Below are 24,975 nucleotides of genomic sequence, written 5' to 3' on the forward strand. Positions count from 1 at the left end.
ATATGGCTCGGGCAAGCTCGAACTGACGGTTGATCAACACACCTGTTGCAGGAGATACGGATGAGTCTGTTTTCAAACTGGCGCTTGCGCCTGTTTCGCTGGCAACAAGGCTGGTTATACAGCCTGCTGAAAACCCGCCGCATTGGCCCCGCACAGACCTTTACCGACCCCAATCCCTTGCGTGTGTACGCATTTCTGTACGCTTCACATGCTGAATATCTGGTTGCCGACCGCGAAACTCGTCAGCTGGGCCTGCCCTCTCCGGCCGAAATGGCCACCGATCCTGAACGGGTACTCAATCCGTTTTTTGCGGTGTACCGCCGCAGCGGACGACCATTCCATCGCCGCGGCCAACCGGAAAACAGTGACAACCTGCTCGCCGCCGCCCGTTACCAGTTTGAGCATCCCGAACAGGATATCGAGATTCTGCCCACCCGCGTATTCTGGGGACGCCAGCCCGACAAGGAAGACTCATTCCTGCGCATCTGGCTGCAAAACAGCGGCATTCTTGGTGGACGCCTGTTAACGCTGGCGGCAATTGTGGTCAACGGCCGCAACACCTTTGTGCATTTCAGCCGCCCTTTGTCACTGCAACGCCTGGCCACTGGCTGTAAAACACCTGAGCAGTTAGCCCGCAAAGCAGCGCTGGTATTACGTATTCACTTTCGGCAGGTCGCTGCCACTGTGCTGGGACCTGACCTGTCCCATCGCCGTACCCTGATTGGCAACCTGCCCAACCGCCCGCTGGTGCAAGCCGAAATCCACGCCCAGCAGCAAGCCGGTGGCAATCGGCAGTCATTACGCCGTGAAGCCCTGAAATACGCCGATGAAATAGCCTCCAATATTTCCTACACCACCGTGCGCTTTATGGACATGCTGCTGGCACGGGTCTGGAACCGTCTGTACGACGGTGTGGGTATCCACAATATCGAAAACCTGAAACTGATCGCCCGCGATAACACCATCGTGTACGTGCCGTGCCACCGCAGTCATATCGACTACCTGTTGTTGTCGTACGTGCTTTATCACAACGGCCTGCAAATTCCGCAAATCGCGGCGGGTATTAACCTCGATCTGCCAATTGTGGGTTCCATACTACGCCGCAGTGGCGCGTTTTTTATGCGCCGCTCGTTCCGGGACAACCGCCTGTATGCCGCGGTGCTGGATGAATATCTGCACACGCTACTGTGTCGCGGCCATGCGATTGAATATTTTGTCGAAGGTGGCCGTAGTCGCAGTGGTCGCACCTTGCAACCCAAAGCCGGGATGCTGGCCATGAGTGTGCGCAGCTATTTGCGTGATTCACGTCGCCCGGTGATCTTTATGCCGATCTACATCGGTTATGAAAAAATCTTCGAAGCAGGCAGCTACCAGCGTGAGCTTAGCGGTTTGCGAAAACGCAAGGAAAGCCTGAGCGGCCTGATCAGCAGCCTGAAATCCCTGCGCCATGATTTTGGTAAAGTGCAGGTGACCTTTGGCAAGCCAATTCACCTGACGGCCCTGCTGAATCAGGAACACCCTGGCTGGCGCGATGAAGACCACGCTCGTCATAACTTCCGCCCGGAATGGGCCCCGGCCGTCACCCGCCGCCTGGCTCGGGAGATCGCGACCGGCATTAATGCCGCCGCCAGCATCAACCCGGTCAATATGATGGCGCTGGTACTGCTCAGCAGTCCGCGACGGGTCTTATCGGAACGCAGCTTACTGGCACGCCTGGATGACCTCGCCCGCCTGTTACGACTACACCCACCCGGCGAACTGGTGGTGGTCTGCGAAGGCAACAGCCACGAGTGGTTGCAACACAACGAACAGCTGGGCCATGTCACCCGCCTCAGTCACCCGCTGGGAGACCTGTTACACCTGAACGAACGTCAGGCTGCCAGCCTGGCTTACTGCCGCAATAACGTTCTGCACCTGCTGGCATTTCCTGCCCTGCTCTGCTGCCTGCTGCGCCACCACCAGCCACAATCCCTGCATAACCTGCAACAACTGATCAGAACCCTGTATCCACTGATCAAGGCTGAGTTGTTTCTACCATGGGCAACCGAACAGCTGGATGACGTCTGCCAATACTGGCTGAACGTTCTGCAGCAGCAGGGGTATATCCGCCTGGAAACCGACCAGCCACCCTTCTATCGGGCCGTCGATGACCGCAGCGAAGCCTATGCCGGTCTTGAACTACTGGCACGCCTGCTGATGCCGAGCTTGCAGCGTTATTACCTGGTTGCAGCACTGGCCAGCGAGCCATGCTGTTATCCGCAGGATGAATTGCAACAACAGTCTGCCCTGCTGGGTAAACGCCTTTCTCTGCTGTACGGACTGGACGAGCAGGAGTTTGCCGATACCGGCCTGTTCCAGCAGTTAACAGCCTTGCTGCTCGAGCAGGAATATCTGTATCAGGACCACAACGACTGGATCTGCGCCAATACACGTATCGGCGAGCTGCTGGAACAGCTTGAAAGCCTGCTGGATGGTGATATTCGCCTGAGCATCCGCCGCAGCTGTCAGGAACTGGCCTGTCAGGTGCTGGCCAAACGCCAGGATGAATAGAAGAGCGAAATAGAAAAACCGGAAATAAAAAGGGGCAACCATAACGGTTACCCCTGATTATTCAAGAGATAGCCCAGCACAACGGTGCCTGCAGCAGCACTTACTCGACCAACGCTTCAACTTTGGCCTTGCTGTAAACATCAAAGCGGCTGGATTTACCCAGCAACTGGTACGATGGTTTGCGATTGGCCAGAGGCGCAGCCTTGCGGCCACGTTTGACCACCACGCGACAGCGTGCACAATCCAGCGCCCGCTGCAGCAGGTCATCGGCATCCATATCAGCGCCCACCAGCTGGCGAAACGCCTGCATATCCTTTTTCACCTGCGCCGAACCCTTGGCATCATCCCCAAACATCGGGTCCAGATAGACCACATCCGGCTGCTCGGCGATGGTTGCCGCTGGCACCAGAAGATCATGACTGCTGCCAAAATGCAGACGGATACGGGCCACAATTTCACCCACTTCCGGGTCTGCTTCTGCCCGACGCAAACCATCCGCCAGCAAGGCGGCAACCACCGGCTGACGCTCATGCGCATCAACCCGACAGCCCAGACTCGCCAGCACAAAGGTGTCGCGGCCAAGACCGGCCGTGGCATCAATCACCGACGGTTTATAAGCCCCGGTAATACCCACCGCCTTGGCAATATCCTGCCCCATTCCACCACCAAACTGGCGGCGATGGGCCGTCGCACCGGCACAGAAATCCACCTGCACTTGTGCCTTGCCACCGGCACCTTCCTGCAAATACAGGCCGGAATCATCCAGACACAAATGAAAACCCGGCTGCTCCAGCCAGTCTGCATCCACATTCTGCAAGCCCCAGAGCCGGGCATACTCCAGCGCCTGCGACTGCAGGCGCTCACTCAAACAAACCATTACTGGCATCGACATCAGACAAAAAACGCAAACAGAACCACACCCAGGAACAGGCGATAAATTACAAACGGCAGCATGCCGATACGACCAATAAACTCCAGGAAGAAGGAGATCACCAGCCAGGCACTGATACCTGAAACTGCCAGCCCGAGGAACAGCATCGACCAGTCAACACCGTCCATGTTCTGCAGCAGCTCCAGAGTTTTCAAACCAGCTGCAGCCAGAATCAGTGGTACCGACAGCAGGAAAGAAAAACGTGCGGAATCAACACGGTTAAAACCCAGGAACAGCGCCGCTGTCATGGTGATACCGGAACGGGAAGTCCCCGGAATCAGGGCCATGGCCTGGGCAAAACCGATCACCAGCGCCAGCGTCAGGGTCATTTGCGCCAGATTGTTGTGACGCACCGTTGCCCGGTCCGACAGCCCCAGCACAATACCGAAGATAATAGTGGTGGTTGCAATCACCGCGGTCGAACGCAGGTTGTCTTCAATGAAGTGTTCACCCAGCAGACCAAATACCACTGCCGGAACCGTGGCAATCGCCACCATCCAGGACAAGCGGGCATCGTCGTTGGGAGTACGGGTAAAACCGGTGGTTAACCAGCCCACGATCATGTTTTGCAGATCCTTGCGGAAGTAGGCCACTACCGCCAGCAAGGTACCAAAGTGCACGGCCACATCGAACGCCAGGCCCTGGTCAGGCCAGCCGAACATTTGTGAAGGAAGAATAAGATGCGCCGAGCTGGAAATCGGCAAAAATTCGGTGATGCCTTGCAGCAACGCCAGTACAACAGTTTCAAAAATACCCACGATGACTCCTTTAGCGTTTTAACAGGCTTGGCTGCTCATCCAGTTTTTTCCAGGCCACAGAGTCGCGCAAATATACCGGTGCGTATTGGTCGGCACCAGCGAATTTCCCCAGCATCCAGGCACTGCAGACCAGTGGTGCAGCGAAACCAGCCAAAGGCTCAACATCGTCGAGAACCGCTTCTGCATGGACACGAACCTGATCATCCACAACACCCGCGACCTTGATGCCGTTGCCAGCAATCACACCGTCAAACGCCAACAAATCAGCAGCACAACGCGCAGGAGACCCTACCTGTTCGGCAGAAATCGCCATTGCCAGACCATCTCGCAACTCAAACGCGCCCCAGAATACTTCACCCATATGAGCATCCATCACCACCATTACACGGGTTGCAGATGAACTCATCATGACTTGCTGGGCCACTACACGCAGACTGGAAAACCCATACACCGGAATATCGAGCCCGAGGGAAATCCCCTGAGCCACGCTGATGGCGATACGAATACCGGTAAAGGAACCAGGGCCACGACCAAACGCAACGCCTTCAACTTCCTGGCGTGCAACGCCATTGGCAGCCAGCAGCTCATCTACCATTGGCAATAAACGCTGGGCATGGCGGCGCGGTTGCAGTTCGGTAAGTTCAAAGGTCTGGTCGCCGCGAATCAGGGCAACCGAACAATAGGTGGAGGATGCGTCGAGAATAAGGAGTGTGGCCATGGAACCGCCGCTGTGCAAAAAACGGCGAGTATACCAGACCCGACAACCAAACGACGGGCACAAAAAAAGGCCCCTTGGGGCCCTTTTCCGGACTCAGCTGCTGGATCAGGCCAGAGCGGTCATAACACGGTCGGTGATTTCCGCCAGGGAACCTACACCTACAATGTGGTTGTAACGTGGAGCCTTTTCGCCACCGGCCTGTTCCAGGTTCTTGTAGAACGCTACCAGCGGTTCAGTCTGCTCATGGTAAATGGCCAGACGCTTGCGAATGGTTGCTTCCTTGTCGTCGTCACGCTGAACCAGGTCTTCACCGGTTTCATCGTCCTTGCCTTCCACTTTTGGTGGATTGTACACAATGTGGTACACACGGCCTGAGCCTGGATGTACACGACGGCCGCTCAGACGCTGTACGATTTCTTCGTCTTCAACATGGATTTCAACCACGTTGTCGATATCAACACCAGCTTCCAGCATGGCTTCAGCTTGTGGAATGGTGCGTGGGAAACCGTCAAACAGGAAACCGTTTACACAGTCAGCCTGCTGAATACGTTCTTTTACCAGACCGATGATGATCTCATCAGAAACCAGACCACCGGTTTCCATGATTTCTTTCACTTTCAGACCCAGCTCGGAACCGGCTTTAACCGCTGCACGCAGCATGTCGCCAGTAGAAATTTGTGGAATAGCGAACTTCTCACAAATGAATTGAGCCTGAGTACCCTTACCGGCACCTGGCGCGCCCAACAGAATTACGCGCATGCGCATACCCCTCATGGTTAATGGAATTGGAATCCTTCCGGTTAAATTTTGTTTATTTTTTAACCAGGGAAAAAATAGGCCTTACCTTACTCTGGCGGCGCATTCTACTCAATCTATTCTGACCAAAAAGCCGGGCGCTGAACGCCCGACTTTGGTATACCGGAGCCTTCAAAGGGGTGTAGTGCCCTCGTAGCAATACATACCCCCCATCAACACTCTCGCCAATGTTGCTGTAGTTCTCCCCCGTGGCGGCTTGTTTTCAGCCAGTATTTCGCATGCCGGCGGCGATGCCGGCCATGGTCACCATCAGTGCCTGTTCTACCAGCTGACTGGCAATCTCGGGTTGCTGACGCTCACGGTACAGTAGTTCGGCCTGCAAATAGTGCAGTGGATCGGTATACGGATCACGAACAGCCATTGAATACCTGAGGACCGGATGATTGTCGAGTAACTTGTTTTGTCCGTTAATCAACAACACCAGCTCCTGTACACGCTGTAACCGTTGCCGCAGCTGGCTGCCCAGCATCTGCAATTCAGGCTCTACCAGGCGGCTTTCGTAATACAGGGCAATGGCCGCATCCGCCTTGGAAACCACCATTTCCAACATGTCCACGTAGGTTCGGAAGAACGGCCACTGCTGGTACATGGCTTTCAGTTGCTCCTGCTCGTTGGCCTGCATCTGCTCGGCCAATGCCTCGTCAGAACCAAGCCAGGCGGGCAACATCAGACGCATCTGTGTCCACGCAAAAATCCACGGAATGGCGCGCAGGGTCTCAATTCCTCCACCCGCCTTGCGACGCGCCGGACGCGATCCCAATGCCAGCCGCCCAAGCTCCTGCTCTGGCGTGGCACTGCGGAAATACCGAACGAAATCGGGGGTATCACGCACCATCGCCCGATAGGACGCCACACCACGCTCGGCCAGCCGATTCATCATGTCGCGCCATTGCGGCCGCGCTGGTTCTGGCGGCAACAGATTGGCTTCCAGCACCGCCGCCACGTAAACCTGCAGGTTACGTTTGGCCACTTCCGGCAAACCGAACTTGAAGCGAATCATTTCGCCCTGCTCGGTCACCCGCAAACCACCGGCTACCGAACCGGGCGGCTGGGCCAGAATGGCACGATGCGCCGGACCGCCGCCGCGACCGACCGTACCACCACGGCCGTGAAACAGGGTCAGACTGATACCGGCCTCTGCCGCAGTGCGGGTTAATCGCTCCTGGGCCTGATATTGCGCCCAGACGGCTGCCAGCTGACCGGCATCCTTGGACGAATCGGAATACCCGATCATCACCTGCTGATGGCACTCGCTGTACTGGCGATACCAGTCGATCTGCCACAAGCGCTGCATACGGTCGCGGCTTTGTTCAAGATCGTTGAGGGTTTCAAACAGCGGCACCACCGGAAAGTGATCACGCACACCGGAATCACGTAACAACAGGGCCACCGACAAAATGTCGGAGGGCTCGCCAGCCATGGAAATGATGTAACAGGAAACGCCATCACCGGCTTCGGTGGCCAATACCGCCATGGTATCCAGCACTTCACGGGTTTCTGCGGTTGGCTGCCAATCCCGCGGCACCAGTGGCCGCCGTGATGCCAGCTCGCGCAGCAACAACGCCTGTTTGTCGTCCTCACTCCATGACAGATAATCACCCCAGCCGTAGTATTCGCAGATTTCCTGCAACACCTTGCTGTGACGGGTCGATTCCTGACGCACGTCCAGTCGCACCAGCGTCAGCCCAAAGCAGGCTACCCGGCGCAGAGTATCCAGCAATTGACCCTCGGCTATTGATCCAAGACCGACCTCATGCAGGCTGCGGTAACACAGCGCCAACGGCTCAAACAGTTCGTGGTTGTGACACAAAGGATTACCGGAACCTTCCTGACCACGAATACGCGCCGAGGCCCATTGTTTGGTGGCCATCAGGCGCGAACGCAATTCATGCATACAAGCGCGATAAGGTTCACCGCGATTCTCCGCATAACGGCTACGCAATTCGGCACTGGCAGCACTCATCGACAGCTGACTGCCCAATTGTTCAATGTCGCGCAGGAACAGGTCAGCAGCCATCCAGCGCGCCAGATACAGTACTTCACGAGTCACCAGTGCTGTCACATTGGGGTTGCCATCACGGTCGCCCCCCATCCAGGACGAGAAGCGCACCGGCACGGCATCCAGCGGCAGGGCGGAACAACCACGTTCCAGCAGTTCGGCATTGAGGTCGCGCAGCAGATTGGGAACCGCCTGCCACAAGGAGTTTTCCACCACGGCAAAGCCCCAGCGGGCTTCATCCACGGCGGTCGGGCGGGTTTTGCGAATTTCGTTGGTATGCCAGATTTCCTCGATCAAGCCAGACAGCTGCTGCTCGATCTGCGGGCGTTGCGGATGGGATTCATGCAGGTCATCACGCAGCTGCAATAGGCGCGCGATTTCATCGTATTTCTGGATCAGGGTACGACGGGTGATTTCCGTCGGGTGTGCGGTCAGCACCAGCTCGATATTAAGTTCGGCCACCCGTTGCGCCAGCCCCTCGGACGGTACTCCGGCCTTGAGCAAGCGGTCGAGCAGGCTGCTGAACATGTTGTCCATGTCACCGGCCATATCGTCACTGCGACGCCAGCTGACACTGTGTTGCTGATCGGCAATATTGGCGAGGTTCAGGAACTGGTTGAATCCACGCACCACCGGCAACAATCGCTCTTCCGGCAGACTGGTGAGAATCTCCAGTAATCGTTCACGTTCGGCCTGATCGCCTTTGCGGGCTTTTTTGGCCTGCTTGCGGATCGTTTCAATACTGGCCAGTACATCCTCACCTTCACTGGTACGGATGGTATTGCCCAACAGGGTGCCAAGCACCTTGACCTTGTCCCGCAGGACGGCATCCAGTTCACTCATGCGTCTTTCTCCCCTGACGATGAAATGAAGATTTAACCTGCCAGATTCCACATTCGGAACCTTTATCACCTGACATTAAAGGCATTTAACGCCGTCCTCTCAACCTTTGGCCTGAATCAATCCAGAATGAATACAGGTCATCAGAACGAAAGGAGCTGAGCATGAAAGCATCAAAGCTGCTGGAACACTGGGGTCGTGAGTTTGGCGAACCACTCTCCGACACAACCTATCAACTGCCACTCAACGTCAAGGACGCTGCCCAGATTGAAGCCTTGCTGGAGATGTTTCCGGGCCTGACCGCCGAACAGATTTTGCGCGATCTGGTCAGTGCCGCGCTGCACGATCTGGCAGGCAGTTTGCCCTATGTTGCCGGCAACAAGGTGGTTGCCCGTGACGAGGAGGGTTTTCCGGTTTATGAGGATGTTGGTCCGACACCACAATTCCTGGCCCTCACCCGCAAGCATCTGGGTGAGCTGAATCGTAACCACCATTAGCGGGGTATGACTGCCCTGTTGTACTGCAACAAGCACAAGGGATCATTCCGGTGAGAGGAACAGCACCGCCCGCAAGGGCCGTGCTGTAAAGGTGTTATCGCCTTACAAACCGCGACGCTTGGCTTCCTGCCAGGCACTTTCCATATCGTCCAGAGTCACCTGCTGCCAGCCACCAGCGGCCTCAGCATGGTCTTCTACCACCGCAAAACGCTGATAAAACCTCTGGTTGGTGCCTCGCAAGGCCAGTTCAGGATCAATCCGGTAATGCCGTGCCAGATTGGTCACCGCAAACAGCAGATCACCAATCTCCGACTGCAGACGCTCAGGATCAGCCTCGGCCATTTCATCCCTTACTTCCTGCAGTTCTTCTTCGATCTTGGCGATAATTTCGTGTGGATTGCTCCAGTCAAAGCCGACAGTTGACGCCTGCTTTTGCAATTTGACCGCCCGGTTCATGGCGGGCATCGCCACCGGCACGGCATCCAGCAAGCGATTGGCAGCCGGTTTACCGGCTTTTTCAGCACGCTTGATGGCTTCCCAGCTGGCACGAATGCTGTCGTCGTCCGGGGGATTCAACGGATCACGCTGACTATCCAGCGTGCCATCAGGGAATACATGTGGGTGACGACGAATCAGCTTGTGCACCAGACGGTTGATGATGCTCAACAACGAAAAATGCTGCTGCTCAGACCCCATCTGGCCGTAAAACACCACCTGGAATAACAGGTCACCCAGTTCTTCTTCGAGATGTGGCCAATCCTGACGCTCAATGGCATCAGCCACTTCGTAGGCCTCTTCCAGCGTATGCGGCAGGATCGAGCCGAAGTCCTGTTTGAGGTCCCATGGACAGCCCGTCTGCGGGTCACGCAGACGAGCCATCAGGCTGATCAGGTCGTTGAGGTCATACGTCCTCACGGCTGACCTCCACGCACACGGCGTACCGAAATAATGTTCGGCAGCAGTTCAACTTTCTTCATCAGGCGCGCCAGGTTTTCAAGGCTTTCCACTTCCACCGTCAGCTGCATGCTGGCGGTGTTGTCGCCCTGGTTGGACTGGGTGTTCACACCAATCACGTTAACCCGTTCATTGGCCAGCACGGCACTGACGTCACGCAGCAGACCGGTACGGTCGTAAGCCAGAATAGACATTTCCACCGGATAGGTGCGGGTCGGTTTCAGGCCCCAGGTCACTTGCAGCACACGGTTTGGCTCAATGGCCTCCAGATGCAGCAGATTTTCACAGTCACTGCGGTGCACCGTGACACCACGACCAATGGTCACATAACCGCGAATATCGTCGCCTGGCAGCGGATGACAGCACTGCGCCATCTGGGTCATGAGGTTACCCACCCCCTCAATGTACAGATCATCCTTGCCTGCTTTGCGCTGGCCAGCCGGATCAATACGGCGCGCCAGTGGCAACTCTTCCTTGCGGACTTCGCTGGCGTCGACCTGTTTGAGCACCGAGTGCACAATCTGGCCAACCCGCATGTCGCCTGCCCCCACCGCCGCAAACATGTCGTCGATAGACTTCATGTTCATCTGCTTGGCGATGTCGTGCAGTGGCTCCTGACCCAGATCGAGACGATCCAGCTCACGCAGTACCATGGCGCGACCTTCTTCTACGTTCTGATCACGGGCCTGCAGTTTGAACCAGTGCGCAACCTTGGCACGGGCACGACTGGTATGAATGTAGCCCGCTTCCGGGTACAACCAGTCACGGCTCGGATGGGCGTTAGGGTGGGTCAGGATTTCGACCTGTTCACCGGTACTGAGGACATAGGTCAGCGGCACAATACGACCATTGACCTTGGCACCACGGCACTTGTTACCAATTTCGGTGTGAACGCGGTAAGCAAAGTCCACCGGTGTGGCCTTTGGTGGCAAGTCCACCACATGACCATCCGGTGTAAACACGTAAATGCGATCCGGGTTGATATCAGCACGCAGCTCACGCGCCAGCTCCGGCAGGTCATCGAGTTCTTCGTGCCATTCGAGCACCTGACGCAGCCAGGCAATCTTCTGCTCGTAACCCTGGTCCTTGCCGTTGGTGTCGGTGCCCTTGTACAACCAGTGCGCACAAACCCCAAGTTCGGCATCTTCGTGCATGGTGTTGGTACGAATCTGTACCTCAACCACCTTTCCTTCCGGGCCAATCACCGCGGTATGCAACGAGCGATAGCCGTTCTCTTTCGGGTTGGCGATGTAGTCGTCAAACTCATTGGGAATGTTGCGCCACAACATGTGCACAGTACCGAGTGCGGCGTAACAGTCTCGTACTTCCGGCACCAGAATACGCACCGCACGGATGTCGTAGATCTGCGAGAAGTCGAGATTCTTGCGGCTCATTTTGCGCCAGATGCTGTAAATGTGTTTGGCACGGCCATACACGTCACAACGAATCCCGGTCGACAGCAGTTCGTCACGCAGCTTGTGTACGACCTCGTCGATGTAGTCCTGACGGGCAATACGCTTTTCGTCCAGCAAGCGTGCAATTTTCTTGTAGGCCGTTGGCTGCAGGTAACGGAAGGCGAGGTCTTCCAGTTCCCACTTCAAATGACCGATACCAAGGCGGTGTGCCAGCGGGGCATAAATATTAAAGACTTCTTCCGCCACTTTTTTGCGACGCTCCTGAGGAGCGTCTTTCACCGCACGAATGGCTGACGTCCGTTCGGCCAGCTTGATCAGCGCCACCCGCACGTCATCAATCATGGCCACCAGCATCTTGCGCAGGTTCTCGACCTGAGCCTGACGCTGGCCTAATACCATCTGGTCGGTAGATGCCTGGATAGCACTGATTGCCGCCATCCGCAGTACACCTTCAATCAGCTTGGCAACGGTTGGGCCGTAATCCCGCTCAACCTTGTGCAGCGGCAAACGTCCCTCACGGACCGCACGGTACAACACCGCCGCCACCAGAGACTCGGTATCCAGACGCAGATCCATCAGAATCTGCGTCATCTCCAGCCCCATCTGGATACTGTCGACCGACCAGTACGTCTGGTTCACGATGGCGTCGTCTGACACCTGTTTGGCAAGACGCAACGCCTTCAGCAACAGCTCGGGGTCACGAATCTCGTGTTGCTGCTGAACGTTCTCCAACCAACGCTCGAGGTCCAGGGAACCATCGTGCCAGAGAGGAAGATCTTCACGAACCTTAACCATTGCGCTTGCCCTTCCGGCTTAGCAACACCATGGTTTCGACATGGTGGGTCTGTGGAAACATATCCATAATTCCTGCCTTATCAGCCTGGTAACCGGCTGCAATCAAATGAGTCAGATCACGCGCCAGAGTTGCCGCATCGCAGGACACATACAGAACCTGCGGCACCTTGCGCGCAATCACCTCCCGGACGGCCTCAGCAGCCCCTGCCCGGGGAGGATCCAGCAAAACCTTGTCCGGCGTTGGCAGTCGAGCCAGAGCACCTTCTCCAGACAAATCAGCGACTTCAGCATGCAAGGATAACGCCAGCCGTTGAGCCTGAGCCTGCAAACTGCTCACCATCGACGCCTGACCTTCTACTGCAAGCACCGAACGACTGCGGCGGGCCAATGGAATACTGAAGTTGCCATGACCGGCAAACAGGTCCCAAATCAGCTCGTTTTCCTGAGGCTTGAGCCAGTCCATTGCCTGCGCGACCATCTGACGATTAACGTCACCATTGACCTGAATAAAGTCATCCGGTTGCATCACCAGCGACATTCCGTCCACTTCATGCAATAACGGCTCGGGATTTTCCGGCCACAGGCATTCCATCGGTTTGTCACGGCCATGATTCAGCCACACCTGCACCGGGCGCTCACCCGCATTAGCCTGCACAAATGCCAGCAACGCCTGTTGATCATCTGCGACCAGAGGTTTCAGAACCCGAACCACCAGCGCCAGCGCATTATCGGTGTCCAGTGTTTCAATCTGGGTGATGATGTCACGACCGCGCAAGGTCGCCATCAGATCGCGCCACGCCGCCCAATTGTATAACGGATGTTCGGGAAGAATCAGGCAACGGTCTATATCATGCAGGTGCTCAGACGCAGACTCGCGGAAGCCAATGAAGTTGCGTTGTTGTTCCTTACTGAAACGTACACCAACCCGCGCCTTGCGGCGGTAGTGCCAGAGCGGCCCGGTAATCGCCGGCTGCCACTCACGCACCGGAATTCCCTGCCGACTGAACTCACGTTCGACACGTTGCTGTTTAAAGGCCAGCTGGGCGGCTTCATCCATATGCTGGAGATCACAACCGCCACAACGCTGGTAATGCGGACACGGTGGCTCACGCCGGTCGCTGGAAGGTTGCTGAACTTCCAGCAGGCGCCCCTGCCAGACTTTCTTGCGACGCCCTTGCAGACGAACCAGAACCTGTTCACCCGGCAAGGCGCCAGGAACAAAACAGACTTCCCGTCCCATACGACCAACGCCGTCACCGTCGGAGGTCAGGTTATCAATGGTCAGGGTAATTGGCGCTTGTGGTTGAGCCACCCGCATCTCCTGTAATCAGACACAAGACAACAGCTGCCATGATTCGCAGCTGCAAGGATTTCGGGCGCACAGTATTGGGACAGCCGCAGGGAATGCAACCATCCAGATGGTTTTGTTACCGAAAAAAACAATCAGGGCATGCTGCCCGTCAGTTCTGGGGAGCAAAAATACCGGAAGACAGGTAACGATCTCCACGGTCACAAACAATGGCCACAATGGTGGCGTTATTCAGGGTTTGTGCCAGTTGCAAGGAAGCCGCTACCGCACCACCGGACGACACACCGCAGAAGATACCTTCGATACGGGCGAGATCCCGCATGCAGTCTTCAGCCTGCTGCTGAGCGATGTCCAGCACCAGATCAACCTGCTCACGATGGAAGATGGTAGGCAGATATTCTTCCGGCCAGCGGCGAATACCCGGAATGGCCGAACCATCCGACGGCTGCAGGCCAACAATACAGACTTCCGGGTTCTGTTCCTTGAGGTAACGGGAGGTCCCCATGATTGTTCCCGTTGTACCCATAGAGCTGACAAAGTGGGTAACGGTGCCAGCGGTTTGCTCCCAGATTTCCGGGCCTGTGCCCTGATAATGGGCAAGCGGATTATCCGGATTGCCAAACTGGTTCAGAACGATGCCTTTGCCTTCCGCTTCCATTGCCAGAGCCAGGTCACGGGCGGTTTCCATACTGGAGGTCAGAATCAGCTCAGCGCCATAAGCCTGCATGGCCCAACGCCGTTCCATCGTGCTGTTATCCGGCATGATCAGAATCATGCGGTAGCCCATCATGGCGGCCGCCATGGCCAGTGCAATACCGGTATTACCGCTGGTCGCTTCGATCAGGGTGTCGCCAGGTCTGATATCACCACGAGCTTCAGCCGCACGAATCATGGAGAGCGCTGGACGGTCCTTGACCGAACCCGCAGGGTTGTTACCCTCGAGTTTGAGCAACACCTGGTTGCCCCGGCTGTTCTGTCCCAGACGTTGCAAACGCACCAGTGGTGTATGACCAATGGTGTCAGCAATGGTGGGATAGAGTGGGCCTGGTCGGTTTGTCATGATCTGATGGCTTCCTTATAACCAAATACCCGGAATAGTACGCAAATTTTACAACCAATATTAATAATAATTGGCACTTTCGTTATAGCTGTTCATAGCCTGTCCCGTCAGTGGGCGAGTACAGTGAGAGAGAAACAACCAATACACAGAGTCAAAAAGGAGTTTCACACGAGGGGATAATTGCCAGCATGCAGACGAGTCAGTTAGTCTTCCAGACCAATAGTCCTATTGTCTGTGCCGCTCGCTGGGATGTGGCAATCCGGCCACAGTTCTCACTCCCGTGTAGCCCAACATGAACAACCCACAACTTCAATTGCGGATCATGCTGCTGGCATTGCTGCCGGTACTTCTGGTATCCACTGTGCTTGGTGCTTTTTTTATCACCGAACGCTTCAGGGATCTGGACGATCTGCTTGATCAACGCGCCCTTGCCATGGCCAAACAACTGGCTCCGGTATGCGAATACGGCGTTATGACCGGTAACAACGCCATCTTGCAAAACATCGCCAATAACATGCTGGAAGAGCCGGACGTGCGTTCGGTTACCATCATGAATCAGGATCGTCAGGCGCTGGCGCATTCAGGCCCTCGCATGCTCAACGCCCGCAACGCCGATGGCACTCTCGAACGTGGCCAGCTTCGCCTGATGCGAGCGGAAGGTTCCGTTCGCGTGCTATCGCCAATTCTGGCGCAAAATCTGGTCATTCCGGATCAGCTCTCCAATGAGTTTTATGTAGAAGAAACTCCTGCCCCCAAAATTCTTGGCTGGGCCGAACTGGAGCTGTCGGCTTCCAATACCTATCTGAAACGCTATCAATACGTATCATCAGCACTGGGCATTATTCTGGTAGTGTTGCTGATCAGCGGTTACATTGCCTACCGCATCAGCCGTTATATGGTCGGCCCCATCCGCGGTATCATGCGCGCACTCAAGGACTTGATTGCCGGAAAATATGAAACCCGCATCCACCTCACCGGGACAGGCGAACTGAACGCCATAGCCCAGACGGTCAACACTCTCGCCGCCGAGCTGCAACGACTACAGACTGACTATCAGCGCAATATCGAAACAGCGACTCGCGACTTGCAGGAAAACATGGATGAGCTGGAGGTACGTTGCAGCCAGTTGTCACTGGGCAAACGCGAAGCCCAGGACGCCATTCGAATGAAATCCGAGTTCCTGACCAATATCAGCCATGAGATTCGTACGCCTCTGAGTGGTCTGCGCGGTTATATCGACTTGTTGCAGCGCACCAGTCTCAATGATCGTCAGCGCGACTGCCTCGAAACCATGAGCGCGGCAGCCGATGACCTGATGCGTATGATCAACGACTTGCTTGATCTGTCCAAACTGGAAGCCGACAAGGCGATTTTTGAACACAACCCGTTCAACCTCTATGACATTCTGGATGACGTCACCAGCATGTTAACGCCAGTGGCCATCAACCAGCGTATTGATCTGGCCTGCAATATTGCCAGCAACGTACCGGTTAATCTGATTGGTGACGGTCTGCGTCTGAAACAGGTGCTGACCAACCTGATTGGCAACGGCATCAAGTTTACCCGCATTGGCGGGGTTACAGTTCAAGCAACCCAGATCAGCCGCAACAATAATCAGACCAGTATTCAGTTTGCCATCACGGACACCGGTATAGGTATGTCCGAGACCGCGCGTCAGCGTTTGTTTCAGCCGTTTGCCCAAGCAGATGCCAGCACATCACGTGAATACGGTGGCACCGGGCTTGGGCTGATTATTGCCAGAGCACTGGTACAACATATGCACGGCGACATCACCGTGACCAGCACGCCGGGCACTGGCTCCTGCTTCACATTTCATGTGACCCTTGAAGTCAATTCGGAACCACAGGAACACCTGACGCCAATTCCGGGTAAACGCCTCGCGGTTTTAACCAGTGAATCCGTCAGCCGCGATCATATCCATAACCTGCTGGCGCAGTGGCAGATGGACTGCATCGACTGTCGCACCATAGAAGCCCTGTATGAACTGCTGGATGATCCTGCATCCAGTGTTGATGGCGTTATTCTGGCCGTTGACCGCGAGTGTCTGGGGAGCACATTGTGTCAGAACCTGTCACAACGACTGCAACCACACCAGCTGCCACTGTTCACACTGATCAACAGCCTGCAGCACGATGATATGGACCGCCTGCGCGAATACGGCGCCAGCTCGGTACTGAGCCGTCCGGTCAACCATCGCCGCCTGCATCAGGAACTCCTGAAACAGTTCATTCCCAAAGACCTGCGACAACCAACAAACGCAGAAATTACTCCACTCACAAGTCAATCAGGTCAGCATCCGCCCACTGTACTAACCGTGGATGACAATAACGCCAACCTGCGGCTGATAACCACCCTGCTACAAGATCTCGACGTACCAGTGCTGTCTGCCAGTTCTGGCGAAGAAGCCATCCGCCTGGTACGCGAACAAAGAGTCGATCTGGTCTTTATGGATATCCAGATGCCCGGCATGAACGGCCTGGAAACAACGCGCCATATTCGCTCCTTACCAGCATTGCGCCATGTGCCGGTGATCGCCCTGACGGCTCATGCAATGGCAGACGAACGCCGGACCCTGATCAACGAAGGGATGAACGACTACCAGACCAAACCGATTTCGCTGCAACAGCTGGCAGACTGCATCCAGCGCTGGACTGGTTACGTGGCCACCATCCCCACCTACAGCAAGACCATTTCCGGCCCTGCGGTAGCCAGCCCGATTCAGGATGACGCCGAAACAGCGGGCGGAATTTTTTCTGCCTCGCTGGCGTTAAAGAGCGCCAGTGGCAAACCGGCGATTGCCGCCGATATGTTCTCGATGTTACTGGAGTCGTTACCGATGGAAATCGCCACCATTCGGGAAGCATGGGAAAACGATGATCTGGAAGGGGTTGGACGGGCGGTACACAAACTGAACGGAGCCTGCCGTTATTGCGGCGTTCCGGCATTACGTAACAGCCTGGAACAGGCGGAGACCGATTTGCGCAAGCGGGATTACCAGCAGTTACCGGATCGTCTGCGTCAGTTGAACAACGATGCTGAAAATCTGCTGCGTTGGGCCGCTGAAAACGACTGGCTCAGCATGATCAATAGCGGAAAGTAACAGGCGTTAGCGGCTTGTTAACGACTTAGTACGGCAAACGCCAGAATCAGGCCCTGATCATCACTGAGACTGATCAGTGCCTGACGCCCGCCCAAACGCTGCAGATGATCAGCCGCAGCACCACTCAATGTCACCAGTGGCGCTCCAGCAGCCGAGCGCAGAACTTCCATCTGCTGAAAGCTGACCCCGGCGCCAATACCAGTCCCCAGTGCTTTGGCAAGCGCCTCTTTGGCGGCAAACTGCTTGGCAACAAAGTTGGCCGGGCAACCACGCGCCTGCCACAGCTGCAATTCCGCTGGCGTCAGAATCCGGCGCGCAAAACGCTCACCGGTTCTGGCCAATACCGCTTCGATGCGCGCAACGGCGAGGATATCAGTACCAACCCCCACCACCGCCGCATCGAGTGCAGAATCAAACAGCGGTTGCATTAACGGGCAGAAGCCGCTTCGATCAGGGCACGCATTTCACGTACCGCCTGTTCAAAGCCCACAAACAACGCGTGTGCAACAATGGCGTGGCCAATATTCAGCTCGTGCATTTGTGGAATTGCCGCAATCGCCTCAACGTTGTGGTAGTGCAGGCCGTGACCCGCGTTTACCACCAAACCACGGTCATGGGCATATTCTGCCGCCGCACGGATACGCTCCAGTTCAGTCTGCTGTTGCAGACCTTCAGTATCGGCGTAACGACCGGTGTGCAGCTCAATAACCGGTGCACCGCAGCGAATTGCCGCGTCAATCTGGGCTTCATCCGGATCAATAAACAGGGATACCAGAATACCGAGATCTGCCAGGCGCTTGCAGGCAGCCGCCACCTGAGCTTCATGACCAACAACGTCGAGGCCACCTTCGGTGGTCAGCTCTTCACGTTTTTCCGGTACCAGACAGCAGTACTCGGGCTGCACTTCTTCCGCCAGATCGAGGTTGGCATCGGTAATCGCCATTTCCAGATTCATACGGGTCTGCAGGGTTTCCTTCAGCACGTATACATCACGGGTCTGGATATGACGACGATCTTCACGCGGGTGAATGGTGATGCCATCGGCACCGGCCATTTCAGCCACAAAAGCAGCCTGAATCGGGTCCGGGTAGCGCGTACCACGCGCCTGACGCAGAGTCGCGACATGATCGATGTTGACGCCCAGCAATACACGGTTATTCACTTTCACAATCATTCCCCTTGTTTCTTCACACACCTGCCAATTTGAGGTCAGGTCATTTCCCGGCTGTATAACCACTGCCGCGGGTCACCGTCCGGCGCCACCAGCAAATCACGGCTTGCCGCCGGGCGTCCGAGTTCGGTTTCCAGTGCCAGTTTCAACACCTGACGAGCCATTCGCCATGACAATGTATCCCCCTGCCCGGCTGCCATGGCCAACAACCATTGGCCGCTCCAGCCTTCGGCTGCGGGCACAAAACCACGCTGGGGAATAAAACGATAACGGCCATCCATGACAATGGCCACACCATCCGCGTCGAGGTGCCAGGCAAAACCGACACCCAACACCTGCAACAAACGGTATTCAAAAATACGCAGCCAGGGATCCGGCAATTGACCCGCGGCCAGCGCTTCCAGTACCTGCCAGTACAGACGAAATAACTCTGGCTGCGCCTCGCCACGAGGTAACAGCCGTACCAGCAATTCGTTCAGGTAAAAACAGCAGTAGAGATCATCACCGTCGAGAGTTACCCGCCGGACCTCATGACAGGCCACGATGCGAGGCCAATCAGCATCAGGCTGCCAGTCGGCTTCATACAGACAGTTGAGTTCGAGTCGGCGCTGGCTGCGCCTTGGAGCGTGCAACAGAACATGACCATCCTGCTCACTGAATACATTGAGAAGCTGCCCCGACTCCCCCAGCGGGCGTCGGTGCAGCACCAGCATCGCCTGCATGATCAGTCGAGGTCGTGGTAACCCAGACTGCGCAGGGCGCGCTCGTCGTCAGACCAGTTGGCCTTGACCTTGACCCACAGCTTGAGCATGACCTTGCAGTCAAACATCACTTCCATATCCTTGCGGGCTTCCTGACCAATCTGCTTGATACGATGACCACCGTCACCGATCACAATGGCTTTCTGGGATGGGCGTTCAACCAGAATCAGAGCACTGATATCGATCAGGCCACCGTTGTGAACAAACTCCTCGATTTCCACTGTCATGGCGTATGGCAGTTCATCACCCAGCTGACGCATGATTTTTTCACGCACCAGTTCGGCCGCCAGGAAACGCGAGCTGCGGTCAGTAATCTGGTCTTCCGGGTAAAAGTGCTGACTTTCAGGAATATAGGATTCGATCAGGCGTTCAAGACGCTCAACGTTGTTACCGGTTTTGGCACTGATAGGCACAATCTGTTCAAAGTTGAAACGACCGGCCACTTCCTGCAGGTATGGCAGCAGTTCGTCTTTTTCCTTGATGAAATCGACCTTGTTCACCACCAGTACCACAGGCGCACGCTGTTGGCTGATCGCGCGGAGCACCATGTCGTCTTCTTCGGTCCAGCGCATACGGTCAACCACCATCACCACCAGATCCACGTCCTTGACGGCCGTTGTAGCTGCCTTGTTCATGTAACGGTTGATGGCTTTTTCCTGATGAAGGTGCATACCAGGGGTGTCAACGTAGATCACCTGGATGTCTTCTTCGGTTTTGATACCGAGAATCTGATGACGAGTAGTCTGGGGTTTACGCGAGGTAATCGACAGTTTCTGACCCAGAATACGGTTCAGCAGGGTGGATTTACCAACGTTTGGACGGCCAACAATGGCCACAAAACCGGTTTTCTGGCTCATTCGAGTTCTCCGTCTTCAATACCCAGTTCAGCAAGCAGTTTTTGCGCAGCCAGTTGTTCCGCCGCACGGCGGCTGGAACCATCGGCCAGGACAGGCGGCAATTCGGGAATACGACATTCCACCGTAAACACCTGCTCATTGGAAGGACCATCCACCGCGACCACCTGATAACGCGGCAGACTCATATGGCGTCCTTGCTGGAATTCCTGCAAACGGGTTTTTGGGTCCTTGATCGGATCTTCCAGAGACAGCTCATCCAGACGGCTGGCGAACCAGGCCAGAATGCGCTCACGCGCGGATTCCAGACCGGTATCCAGATAGATAGCACCAATCAGGGCTTCCACGGTATCCGCCAGAATGGAATCACGGCGATGCCCGCCACTCTTGAGTTCACCAGAACCCAGCAGCAGGAAATCACCCAGATCAAATTCACGAGCCACATCAGCCAGGGTTTGCCCCTTGACCACACGTGCACGCAGACGACTGAGCTTGCCTTCCTTGGCGAGGCCAAAGCGGCGATACAGGTCATCTGCAATCACAAAATTCAGGATCGAATCGCCCAGAAACTCCAGGCGTTCGTTGTTGTGGGTACCCTTGCTGCGGTGAGTAAGGGCAAGAAGTACCAGCGACTCGTCACGGAAGGTGTATCCAAGACGCTGGGACAGCTTTAATAAGGGGTCATTCACTATTGATATTCTTCGTGGTGAGCAAAGCTGGTCGTAAATTCAATCGCACCAATAAACTGCGCAGAAATCTGATATTCGAAATCTACCCGCAATACACCCGGCCCTTTGCTGAACACCATGGTATCGAGGGGGATGTAATCAATGTTATTGGCGTCCATGCGTTCTTCGAGAATCCGCTTGAAATCTTTCGGACTGGTTTTTTCATTAATCCGTGAGGTTTCGTGCAGGTTCTCGAAGATCTTTTTCAGGAGCATGTCGTCGTAGTACATGGGCCCCAGAGCAAGTGCAGCCTTGATCGCCATACCACCAATCAACATGGCCAATAACATGGCCAGAAACGACATACCACCCTGTTTTTTCATATATCAGTCATCCACTTTGAGAACGGCGAGGAACGCTGACTGCGGGATTTCGACGCTACCAATCTGCTTCATACGTTTTTTACCCTCTTTCTGCTTCTGCAGCAGTTTCTTCTTACGACTCACGTCACCACCATAACACTTGGCGGTTACGTTTTTGCGCAGGGCTTTAACGGTAGTACGGGCAACCACCTGGTTACCAATAGCAGCCTGAATGGCAACATCGAACATCTGGCGAGGAATCAGCTCCTTCATTTTCTCAGTAAGTGAGGCCCCGCGTCGGCGAACGTTGTCACGGTGCATGATAACAGCCAGAGCATCTACCTTCTCACCATTGACCAGAACGTCAAGACGAACCAGTGGAGCCGCCTGGAAACGCGAGAAACTGTAGTCGAGTGATGCAAAACCACGGCTGGCCGATTTCAGACGGTCGAAGAAGTCCATCACCACTTCACCCATCGGGATTTCGTACTTCAGGGAAACCTGGGTACCAGTGAACTGCATATCCAGCTGCACGCCGCGTTTTTCGATACACAGGGCGATTACGTTACCCAGGTGTTCTTGTGGAACCAGAATGTTGGCCTCGGCAATCGGCTCGCGCATTTCCTGAATAGTGCCCGGATCTGGCAGCTTCGACGGGTTATCCACGTCGACGATTTCACCCTTGTTGTTCACTACCTGATAAATAACGGTAGGCGCTGTGGTGATCAGGTCAAGGTCATATTCGCGTTCCAGACGTTCCTGGATAATTTCCATGTGCAGCATACCGAGGAAGCCGCAACGGAAACCAAAGCCCAGAGCATCGGAATTTTCCGGTTCAAAAAACAGGGAAGCATCGTTCAGGGACAGCTTGTCCAGCGCGTCACGGAACGCTTCGAAGTCATCAGAGGACACCGGGAACAGGCCCGCGTATACCTGAGGTTTTACCTTCTTGAAGCCTGGCAGTACGTCAACATCCGGGAATTTGGAGCTGACGATGGTATCACCCACCGGCGCGCCGTGAATTTCCTTGATGCCCGCAACCATGTACCCCACTTCACCGGTACGTAGCGTGTTTTTTTCCTGACGCTTCGGAGTGAAGATACCCACACCGTCCACATAGTGGTCACGGCCAGTACTCTTCAGACGAATACGGTCGCCCTTGCTGATGGAGCCGTTTTTAACGCGAATCAGGGACACAACGCCAAGATAGGAGTCGAACCAGGAGTCAATGATCAGCGCTTGCAGCGGGCCATCAATGTCACCCTGTGGAGGCGGAATACGCGCCACCAGATCTTCCAGCACGTCTTCAACGTTCAGACCGCTTTTGGCTGAACAGCAGACGGAATCGTAGGCATCCAGACCGATAATCTCATCGATTTCCTTGGCTACCTTGTCCGGATCAGCCTGTGGCAGGTCGATCTTGTTCAGAACTGGCAGAACTTCCAGACCCTGTTCGATTGCGGTGTAACAGTTGGCTACCGACTGGGCTTCTACACCCTGAGCGGCATCCACCACCAGCAGAGCACCTTCACAGGCCGCCAGTGAGCGCGAAACTTCGTAGCTGAAGTCCACGTGCCCAGGGGTATCAATGAAGTTGAGCTGATAGGTTTCACCGTTACGGGCCTTATAATCAAGCGTTACGCTCTGGGCCTTGATGGTGATACCGCGCTCACGCTCGATATCCATGGAGTCCAGAACCTGCTCCTGCATCTCACGGTCGCTAAGACCTCCACAGATCTGGATAAAGCGGTCGGACAGGGTCGACTTGCCATGGTCAATGTGTGCGATGATCGAAAAGTTGCGAATGTGGTCCAGGTGGCTCACAGGTAAACATCCAGGCGGCAAAAGAAATGGGCCGGGATTTTACTTGATCGGGCAGGTAAAGGCTATTTTTGCTGCACTGGCGCAAGGCAGTGCAGCAAAAGGTTGGATCATGGCAGACGAATAGCCACGAAGAGTGCAGAACCACGACGTACCACTCGCATTGGCACGTTGCGGCCGGACGGAATCGCTGCAACCACGGTTCCGAAGTCATTGGCATCGTTGATGGATTCACCGTTCACCATGGTGATCACATCTCCCGACATCAGACCAGCCTGAGCTGCCGGGCCGTCGGTTACATCGCGCACCAGCACCCCACCAGAACCCAGCTGCTTGGCCTGTTCTGCCGTCAGACTGGTTACCTCAACGCCCATACGGTCATTACGTTTGACATTGGCATCCGGCGCATGAGCATTCTGGCTGGCCACATCCTTGTCATTGGCCAGTGTGCCAATCACGACTTCCACCTGTTTGCGTTTACCGTTACGCACCAGATCAATCGTAGCCTTGTCGTTAGGCTTCACCCGACCGACCAGGTGTGGCAGATCAGAAGACATGGTGACGTCCTGACCGTTAAAGCGGGTAATGATGTCGCCGTTACGAATACCGGCTTTTTCTGCCGGGCTGCCCGGCACCACTTGCGCAACCAGAGCACCGGCCGCCTTGTCCAGACCAAAAGACTCCGCCAGATCCTTGTTCACTTCCTGAATCACCACACCCAGCCAGCCACGACTGACCTTTCCGGAGGCTTTCAGCTGTTCGGCAACATCCATCGCCACATTGATCGGAATTGCAAACGAAACCCCCATAAAACCACCGGAACGGGTGTAAATCTGGGAGTTGATACCCACCACCTTGCCGTCGAGGTTGAACAGCGGGCCTCCTGAGTTACCCGGGTTGATAGCAACGTCGGTCTGGATAAACGGAACATAGTTTTCGTTTGGCAGACTACGGCCCTTGGCGCTGACGATACCGGCGGTCACGGAGTAGTCAAAACCGAACGGTGAACCGATCGCCACTACCCACTCGCCGACTTCCAACGCATCGGAATCCCCCAGTTTGACGGTAGGAAGATCCTTGGCGTCCACTTTGAGAACCGCCAGGTCAGTGCTCTCGTCAGCACCAATCACGGTTGCTTCCAACTCGCGGCGATCATTCAGACGCACCACAATTTCGTCAGCATCCTTGATCACGTGGTTGTTGGTGAGGATGTAACCATCTTTCGACACAATAAAACCGGACCCCAGTGACGCTTTGTCTTCACTACCGCCATAAGGCGATGGCATCTGGCCGCCTTGACCACCAAAGAAATGACGGAAAATTTCCGGCATATCCTCAGGCAAACCATCCGGCTGCTGATAACGGCTGCTGACGTTGTTGTTCACGTGTTGCACCGTACTGATATTCACCACCGCGGGTGAAGCGTCTTTGACAAGGTCACGAAAATCCGGAAGCGATGCAGCCTGTACCGCGCTGCCTACCAACAAAAATAACGGCAATACCCATCTGATCAGCTTGGTCATAATCCACCCTGATAACACTATTCACATGACGATTTGAAATTCCCGCAAACAC

At 55.4% G+C, this 24,975-nt stretch carries 20 protein-coding genes; 3 read left to right on the top strand and 17 right to left on the bottom strand.

The window, feature by feature from the left end; all coding sequences use genetic code 11:
- Positions 1-60 precede the first annotated feature (60 nt).
- Positions 61-2,550 carry a glycerol-3-phosphate 1-O-acyltransferase PlsB gene (plsB, locus tag OUO13_RS12025; protein ID WP_283174135.1) on the top strand — a complete coding sequence of 830 codons (2,490 nt, stop codon included), beginning with the start codon at positions 61-63 and terminating at the stop codon, positions 2,548-2,550.
- A 100-nt stretch (positions 2,551-2,650) separates the two neighbouring features.
- Here the strand turns inward: plsB and OUO13_RS12030 are convergent, their stop codons facing one another.
- From OUO13_RS12030 to ppc, 5 genes are all read right to left on the bottom strand, one after another.
- On the bottom strand, positions 2,651-3,427 hold the full coding sequence (locus OUO13_RS12030) for a class I SAM-dependent methyltransferase (protein ID WP_283174295.1): 777 nt from the start codon (positions 3,425-3,427) through the stop codon (positions 2,651-2,653).
- 14 nt (positions 3,428-3,441) lie between these two features.
- Positions 3,442-4,239 carry an undecaprenyl-diphosphate phosphatase gene (locus OUO13_RS12035; RefSeq protein ID WP_283174136.1) on the bottom strand — a complete coding sequence of 266 codons (798 nt, stop codon included), beginning with the start codon at positions 4,237-4,239 and terminating at the stop codon, positions 3,442-3,444.
- A gap of 10 nt (positions 4,240-4,249) precedes the next feature.
- Positions 4,250-4,957: a tRNA (adenosine(37)-N6)-threonylcarbamoyltransferase complex dimerization subunit type 1 TsaB gene (gene tsaB, locus OUO13_RS12040; RefSeq protein ID WP_283174137.1), complete on the bottom strand. Its 708-nt coding sequence runs from the start codon at positions 4,955-4,957 to the stop codon at positions 4,250-4,252.
- A 105-nt stretch (positions 4,958-5,062) separates the two neighbouring features.
- Positions 5,063-5,716: an adenylate kinase gene (adk, locus tag OUO13_RS12045; RefSeq protein WP_283174138.1), complete on the bottom strand. Its 654-nt coding sequence runs from the start codon at positions 5,714-5,716 to the stop codon at positions 5,063-5,065.
- Positions 5,717-5,975: 259 nt separating this feature from the next.
- Complete coding sequence (gene ppc, locus OUO13_RS12050; protein ID WP_283174139.1) at positions 5,976-8,615, bottom strand: phosphoenolpyruvate carboxylase; 2,640 nt, start codon at positions 8,613-8,615, stop codon at positions 5,976-5,978.
- A 161-nt stretch (positions 8,616-8,776) separates the two neighbouring features.
- Between ppc and OUO13_RS12055 the strand changes: the two genes are divergently transcribed.
- Positions 8,777-9,109, top strand: a complete 333-nt coding sequence (locus OUO13_RS12055; protein WP_283174140.1) for a pilin assembly protein — start codon at positions 8,777-8,779, stop codon at positions 9,107-9,109.
- Positions 9,110-9,211: 102 nt separating this feature from the next.
- On the opposite strand, the gene mazG is transcribed toward OUO13_RS12055, so the two are convergent.
- From mazG to cysM, 4 genes are all read right to left on the bottom strand, one after another.
- Positions 9,212-10,024, bottom strand: coding sequence for a nucleoside triphosphate pyrophosphohydrolase (gene mazG, locus OUO13_RS12060; RefSeq protein ID WP_283174141.1), 813 nt, complete (start codon positions 10,022-10,024; stop codon positions 9,212-9,214).
- Positions 10,021-12,273 carry a GTP diphosphokinase gene (gene relA, locus OUO13_RS12065; RefSeq protein ID WP_283174142.1) on the bottom strand — a complete coding sequence of 751 codons (2,253 nt, stop codon included), beginning with the start codon at positions 12,271-12,273 and terminating at the stop codon, positions 10,021-10,023. The genes mazG and relA overlap by 4 nt, the downstream gene beginning before the upstream one ends.
- The gene (locus OUO13_RS12070; protein ID WP_283174143.1) at positions 12,266-13,585 is read right to left on the bottom strand and encodes a TRAM domain-containing protein; all 1,320 of its coding nucleotides are present in this window, start codon (positions 13,583-13,585) and stop codon (positions 12,266-12,268) included. The genes relA and OUO13_RS12070 overlap by 8 nt, the downstream gene beginning before the upstream one ends.
- A 148-nt stretch (positions 13,586-13,733) precedes the next feature.
- Entirely contained in the window at positions 13,734-14,642 is a 909-nt protein-coding gene (gene cysM, locus OUO13_RS12075) for a cysteine synthase CysM (protein WP_283174144.1), read from the bottom strand.
- A gap of 292 nt (positions 14,643-14,934) precedes the next feature.
- Here cysM and OUO13_RS12080 point away from each other — a divergent pair, with 292 nt between their 5' ends.
- Positions 14,935-17,763, top strand: coding sequence for a response regulator (locus tag OUO13_RS12080; protein WP_283174145.1), 2,829 nt, complete (start codon positions 14,935-14,937; stop codon positions 17,761-17,763).
- Between the two features lie 17 nt (positions 17,764-17,780).
- Here the strand turns inward: OUO13_RS12080 and acpS are convergent, their stop codons facing one another.
- The 8 genes from acpS to OUO13_RS12120 all read right to left on the bottom strand — a co-directional run bounded on the left by acpS (position 17,781) and on the right by OUO13_RS12120 (position 24,923).
- Positions 17,781-18,191: a holo-ACP synthase gene (acpS, locus tag OUO13_RS12085; RefSeq protein WP_283174146.1), complete on the bottom strand. Its 411-nt coding sequence runs from the start codon at positions 18,189-18,191 to the stop codon at positions 17,781-17,783.
- Entirely contained in the window at positions 18,191-18,931 is a 741-nt protein-coding gene (gene pdxJ, locus OUO13_RS12090) for a pyridoxine 5'-phosphate synthase (RefSeq protein WP_283174147.1), read from the bottom strand. The genes acpS and pdxJ overlap by 1 nt, the downstream gene beginning before the upstream one ends.
- A 41-nt stretch (positions 18,932-18,972) precedes the next feature.
- Positions 18,973-19,656 carry a DNA repair protein RecO gene (gene recO, locus OUO13_RS12095; RefSeq protein WP_283174148.1) on the bottom strand — a complete coding sequence of 228 codons (684 nt, stop codon included), beginning with the start codon at positions 19,654-19,656 and terminating at the stop codon, positions 18,973-18,975.
- A gap of 2 nt (positions 19,657-19,658) precedes the next feature.
- On the bottom strand, positions 19,659-20,552 hold the full coding sequence (gene era / locus OUO13_RS12100) for a GTPase Era (RefSeq protein WP_283174149.1): 894 nt from the start codon (positions 20,550-20,552) through the stop codon (positions 19,659-19,661).
- Positions 20,549-21,238, bottom strand: a complete 690-nt coding sequence (rnc, locus tag OUO13_RS12105; protein ID WP_283174150.1) for a ribonuclease III — start codon at positions 21,236-21,238, stop codon at positions 20,549-20,551. Before rnc ends, era begins: the two co-directional genes overlap by 4 nt.
- Positions 21,238-21,600 (bottom strand): DUF4845 domain-containing protein, encoded by a 363-nt coding sequence (locus OUO13_RS12110; protein WP_283174151.1) that lies wholly within the window; start codon positions 21,598-21,600, stop codon positions 21,238-21,240. The genes rnc and OUO13_RS12110 overlap by 1 nt, the downstream gene beginning before the upstream one ends.
- A gap of 3 nt (positions 21,601-21,603) precedes the next feature.
- Positions 21,604-23,403, bottom strand: coding sequence for a translation elongation factor 4 (gene lepA / locus OUO13_RS12115; RefSeq protein ID WP_283174152.1), 1,800 nt, complete (start codon positions 23,401-23,403; stop codon positions 21,604-21,606).
- 107 nt (positions 23,404-23,510) lie between these two features.
- Positions 23,511-24,923 (bottom strand): DegQ family serine endoprotease, encoded by a 1,413-nt coding sequence (locus OUO13_RS12120; protein WP_283174153.1) that lies wholly within the window; start codon positions 24,921-24,923, stop codon positions 23,511-23,513.
- Positions 24,924-24,975: the final 52 nt, after the last annotated feature.

This window comes from Parathalassolituus penaei (assembly GCF_026626885.1).
Lineage (GTDB): Bacteria > Pseudomonadota > Gammaproteobacteria > Pseudomonadales > Oceanobacteraceae > Oceanobacter > Oceanobacter penaei.

Coding starts and splice junctions, on each gene's coding strand:
- recO (WP_283174148.1), bottom strand. CDS start 19,656: ATGCAGGCGATGCTGGTGCTGCACCGACGCCCGCTGGGGGAGTCGGGG.
- OUO13_RS12110 (WP_283174151.1), bottom strand. CDS start 21,600: ATGAAAAAACAGGGTGGTATGTCGTTTCTGGCCATGTTATTGGCCATG.
- adk (WP_283174138.1), bottom strand. CDS start 5,716: ATGCGCGTAATTCTGTTGGGCGCGCCAGGTGCCGGTAAGGGTACTCAG.
- OUO13_RS12030 (WP_283174295.1), bottom strand. CDS start 3,427: ATGGTTTGTTTGAGTGAGCGCCTGCAGTCGCAGGCGCTGGAGTATGCC.
- tsaB (WP_283174137.1), bottom strand. CDS start 4,957: ATGGCCACACTCCTTATTCTCGACGCATCCTCCACCTATTGTTCGGTT.
- ppc (WP_283174139.1), bottom strand. CDS start 8,615: ATGAGTGAACTGGATGCCGTCCTGCGGGACAAGGTCAAGGTGCTTGGC.
- OUO13_RS12055 (WP_283174140.1), top strand. CDS start 8,777: ATGAAAGCATCAAAGCTGCTGGAACACTGGGGTCGTGAGTTTGGCGAA.
- OUO13_RS12120 (WP_283174153.1), bottom strand. CDS start 24,923: ATGACCAAGCTGATCAGATGGGTATTGCCGTTATTTTTGTTGGTAGGC.
- era (WP_283174149.1), bottom strand. CDS start 20,552: ATGAGCCAGAAAACCGGTTTTGTGGCCATTGTTGGCCGTCCAAACGTT.
- relA (WP_283174142.1), bottom strand. CDS start 12,273: ATGGTTAAGGTTCGTGAAGATCTTCCTCTCTGGCACGATGGTTCCCTG.
- acpS (WP_283174146.1), bottom strand. CDS start 18,191: ATGCAACCGCTGTTTGATTCTGCACTCGATGCGGCGGTGGTGGGGGTT.
- OUO13_RS12080 (WP_283174145.1), top strand. CDS start 14,935: ATGAACAACCCACAACTTCAATTGCGGATCATGCTGCTGGCATTGCTG.
- plsB (WP_283174135.1), top strand. CDS start 61: ATGAGTCTGTTTTCAAACTGGCGCTTGCGCCTGTTTCGCTGGCAACAA.
- cysM (WP_283174144.1), bottom strand. CDS start 14,642: ATGACAAACCGACCAGGCCCACTCTATCCCACCATTGCTGACACCATT.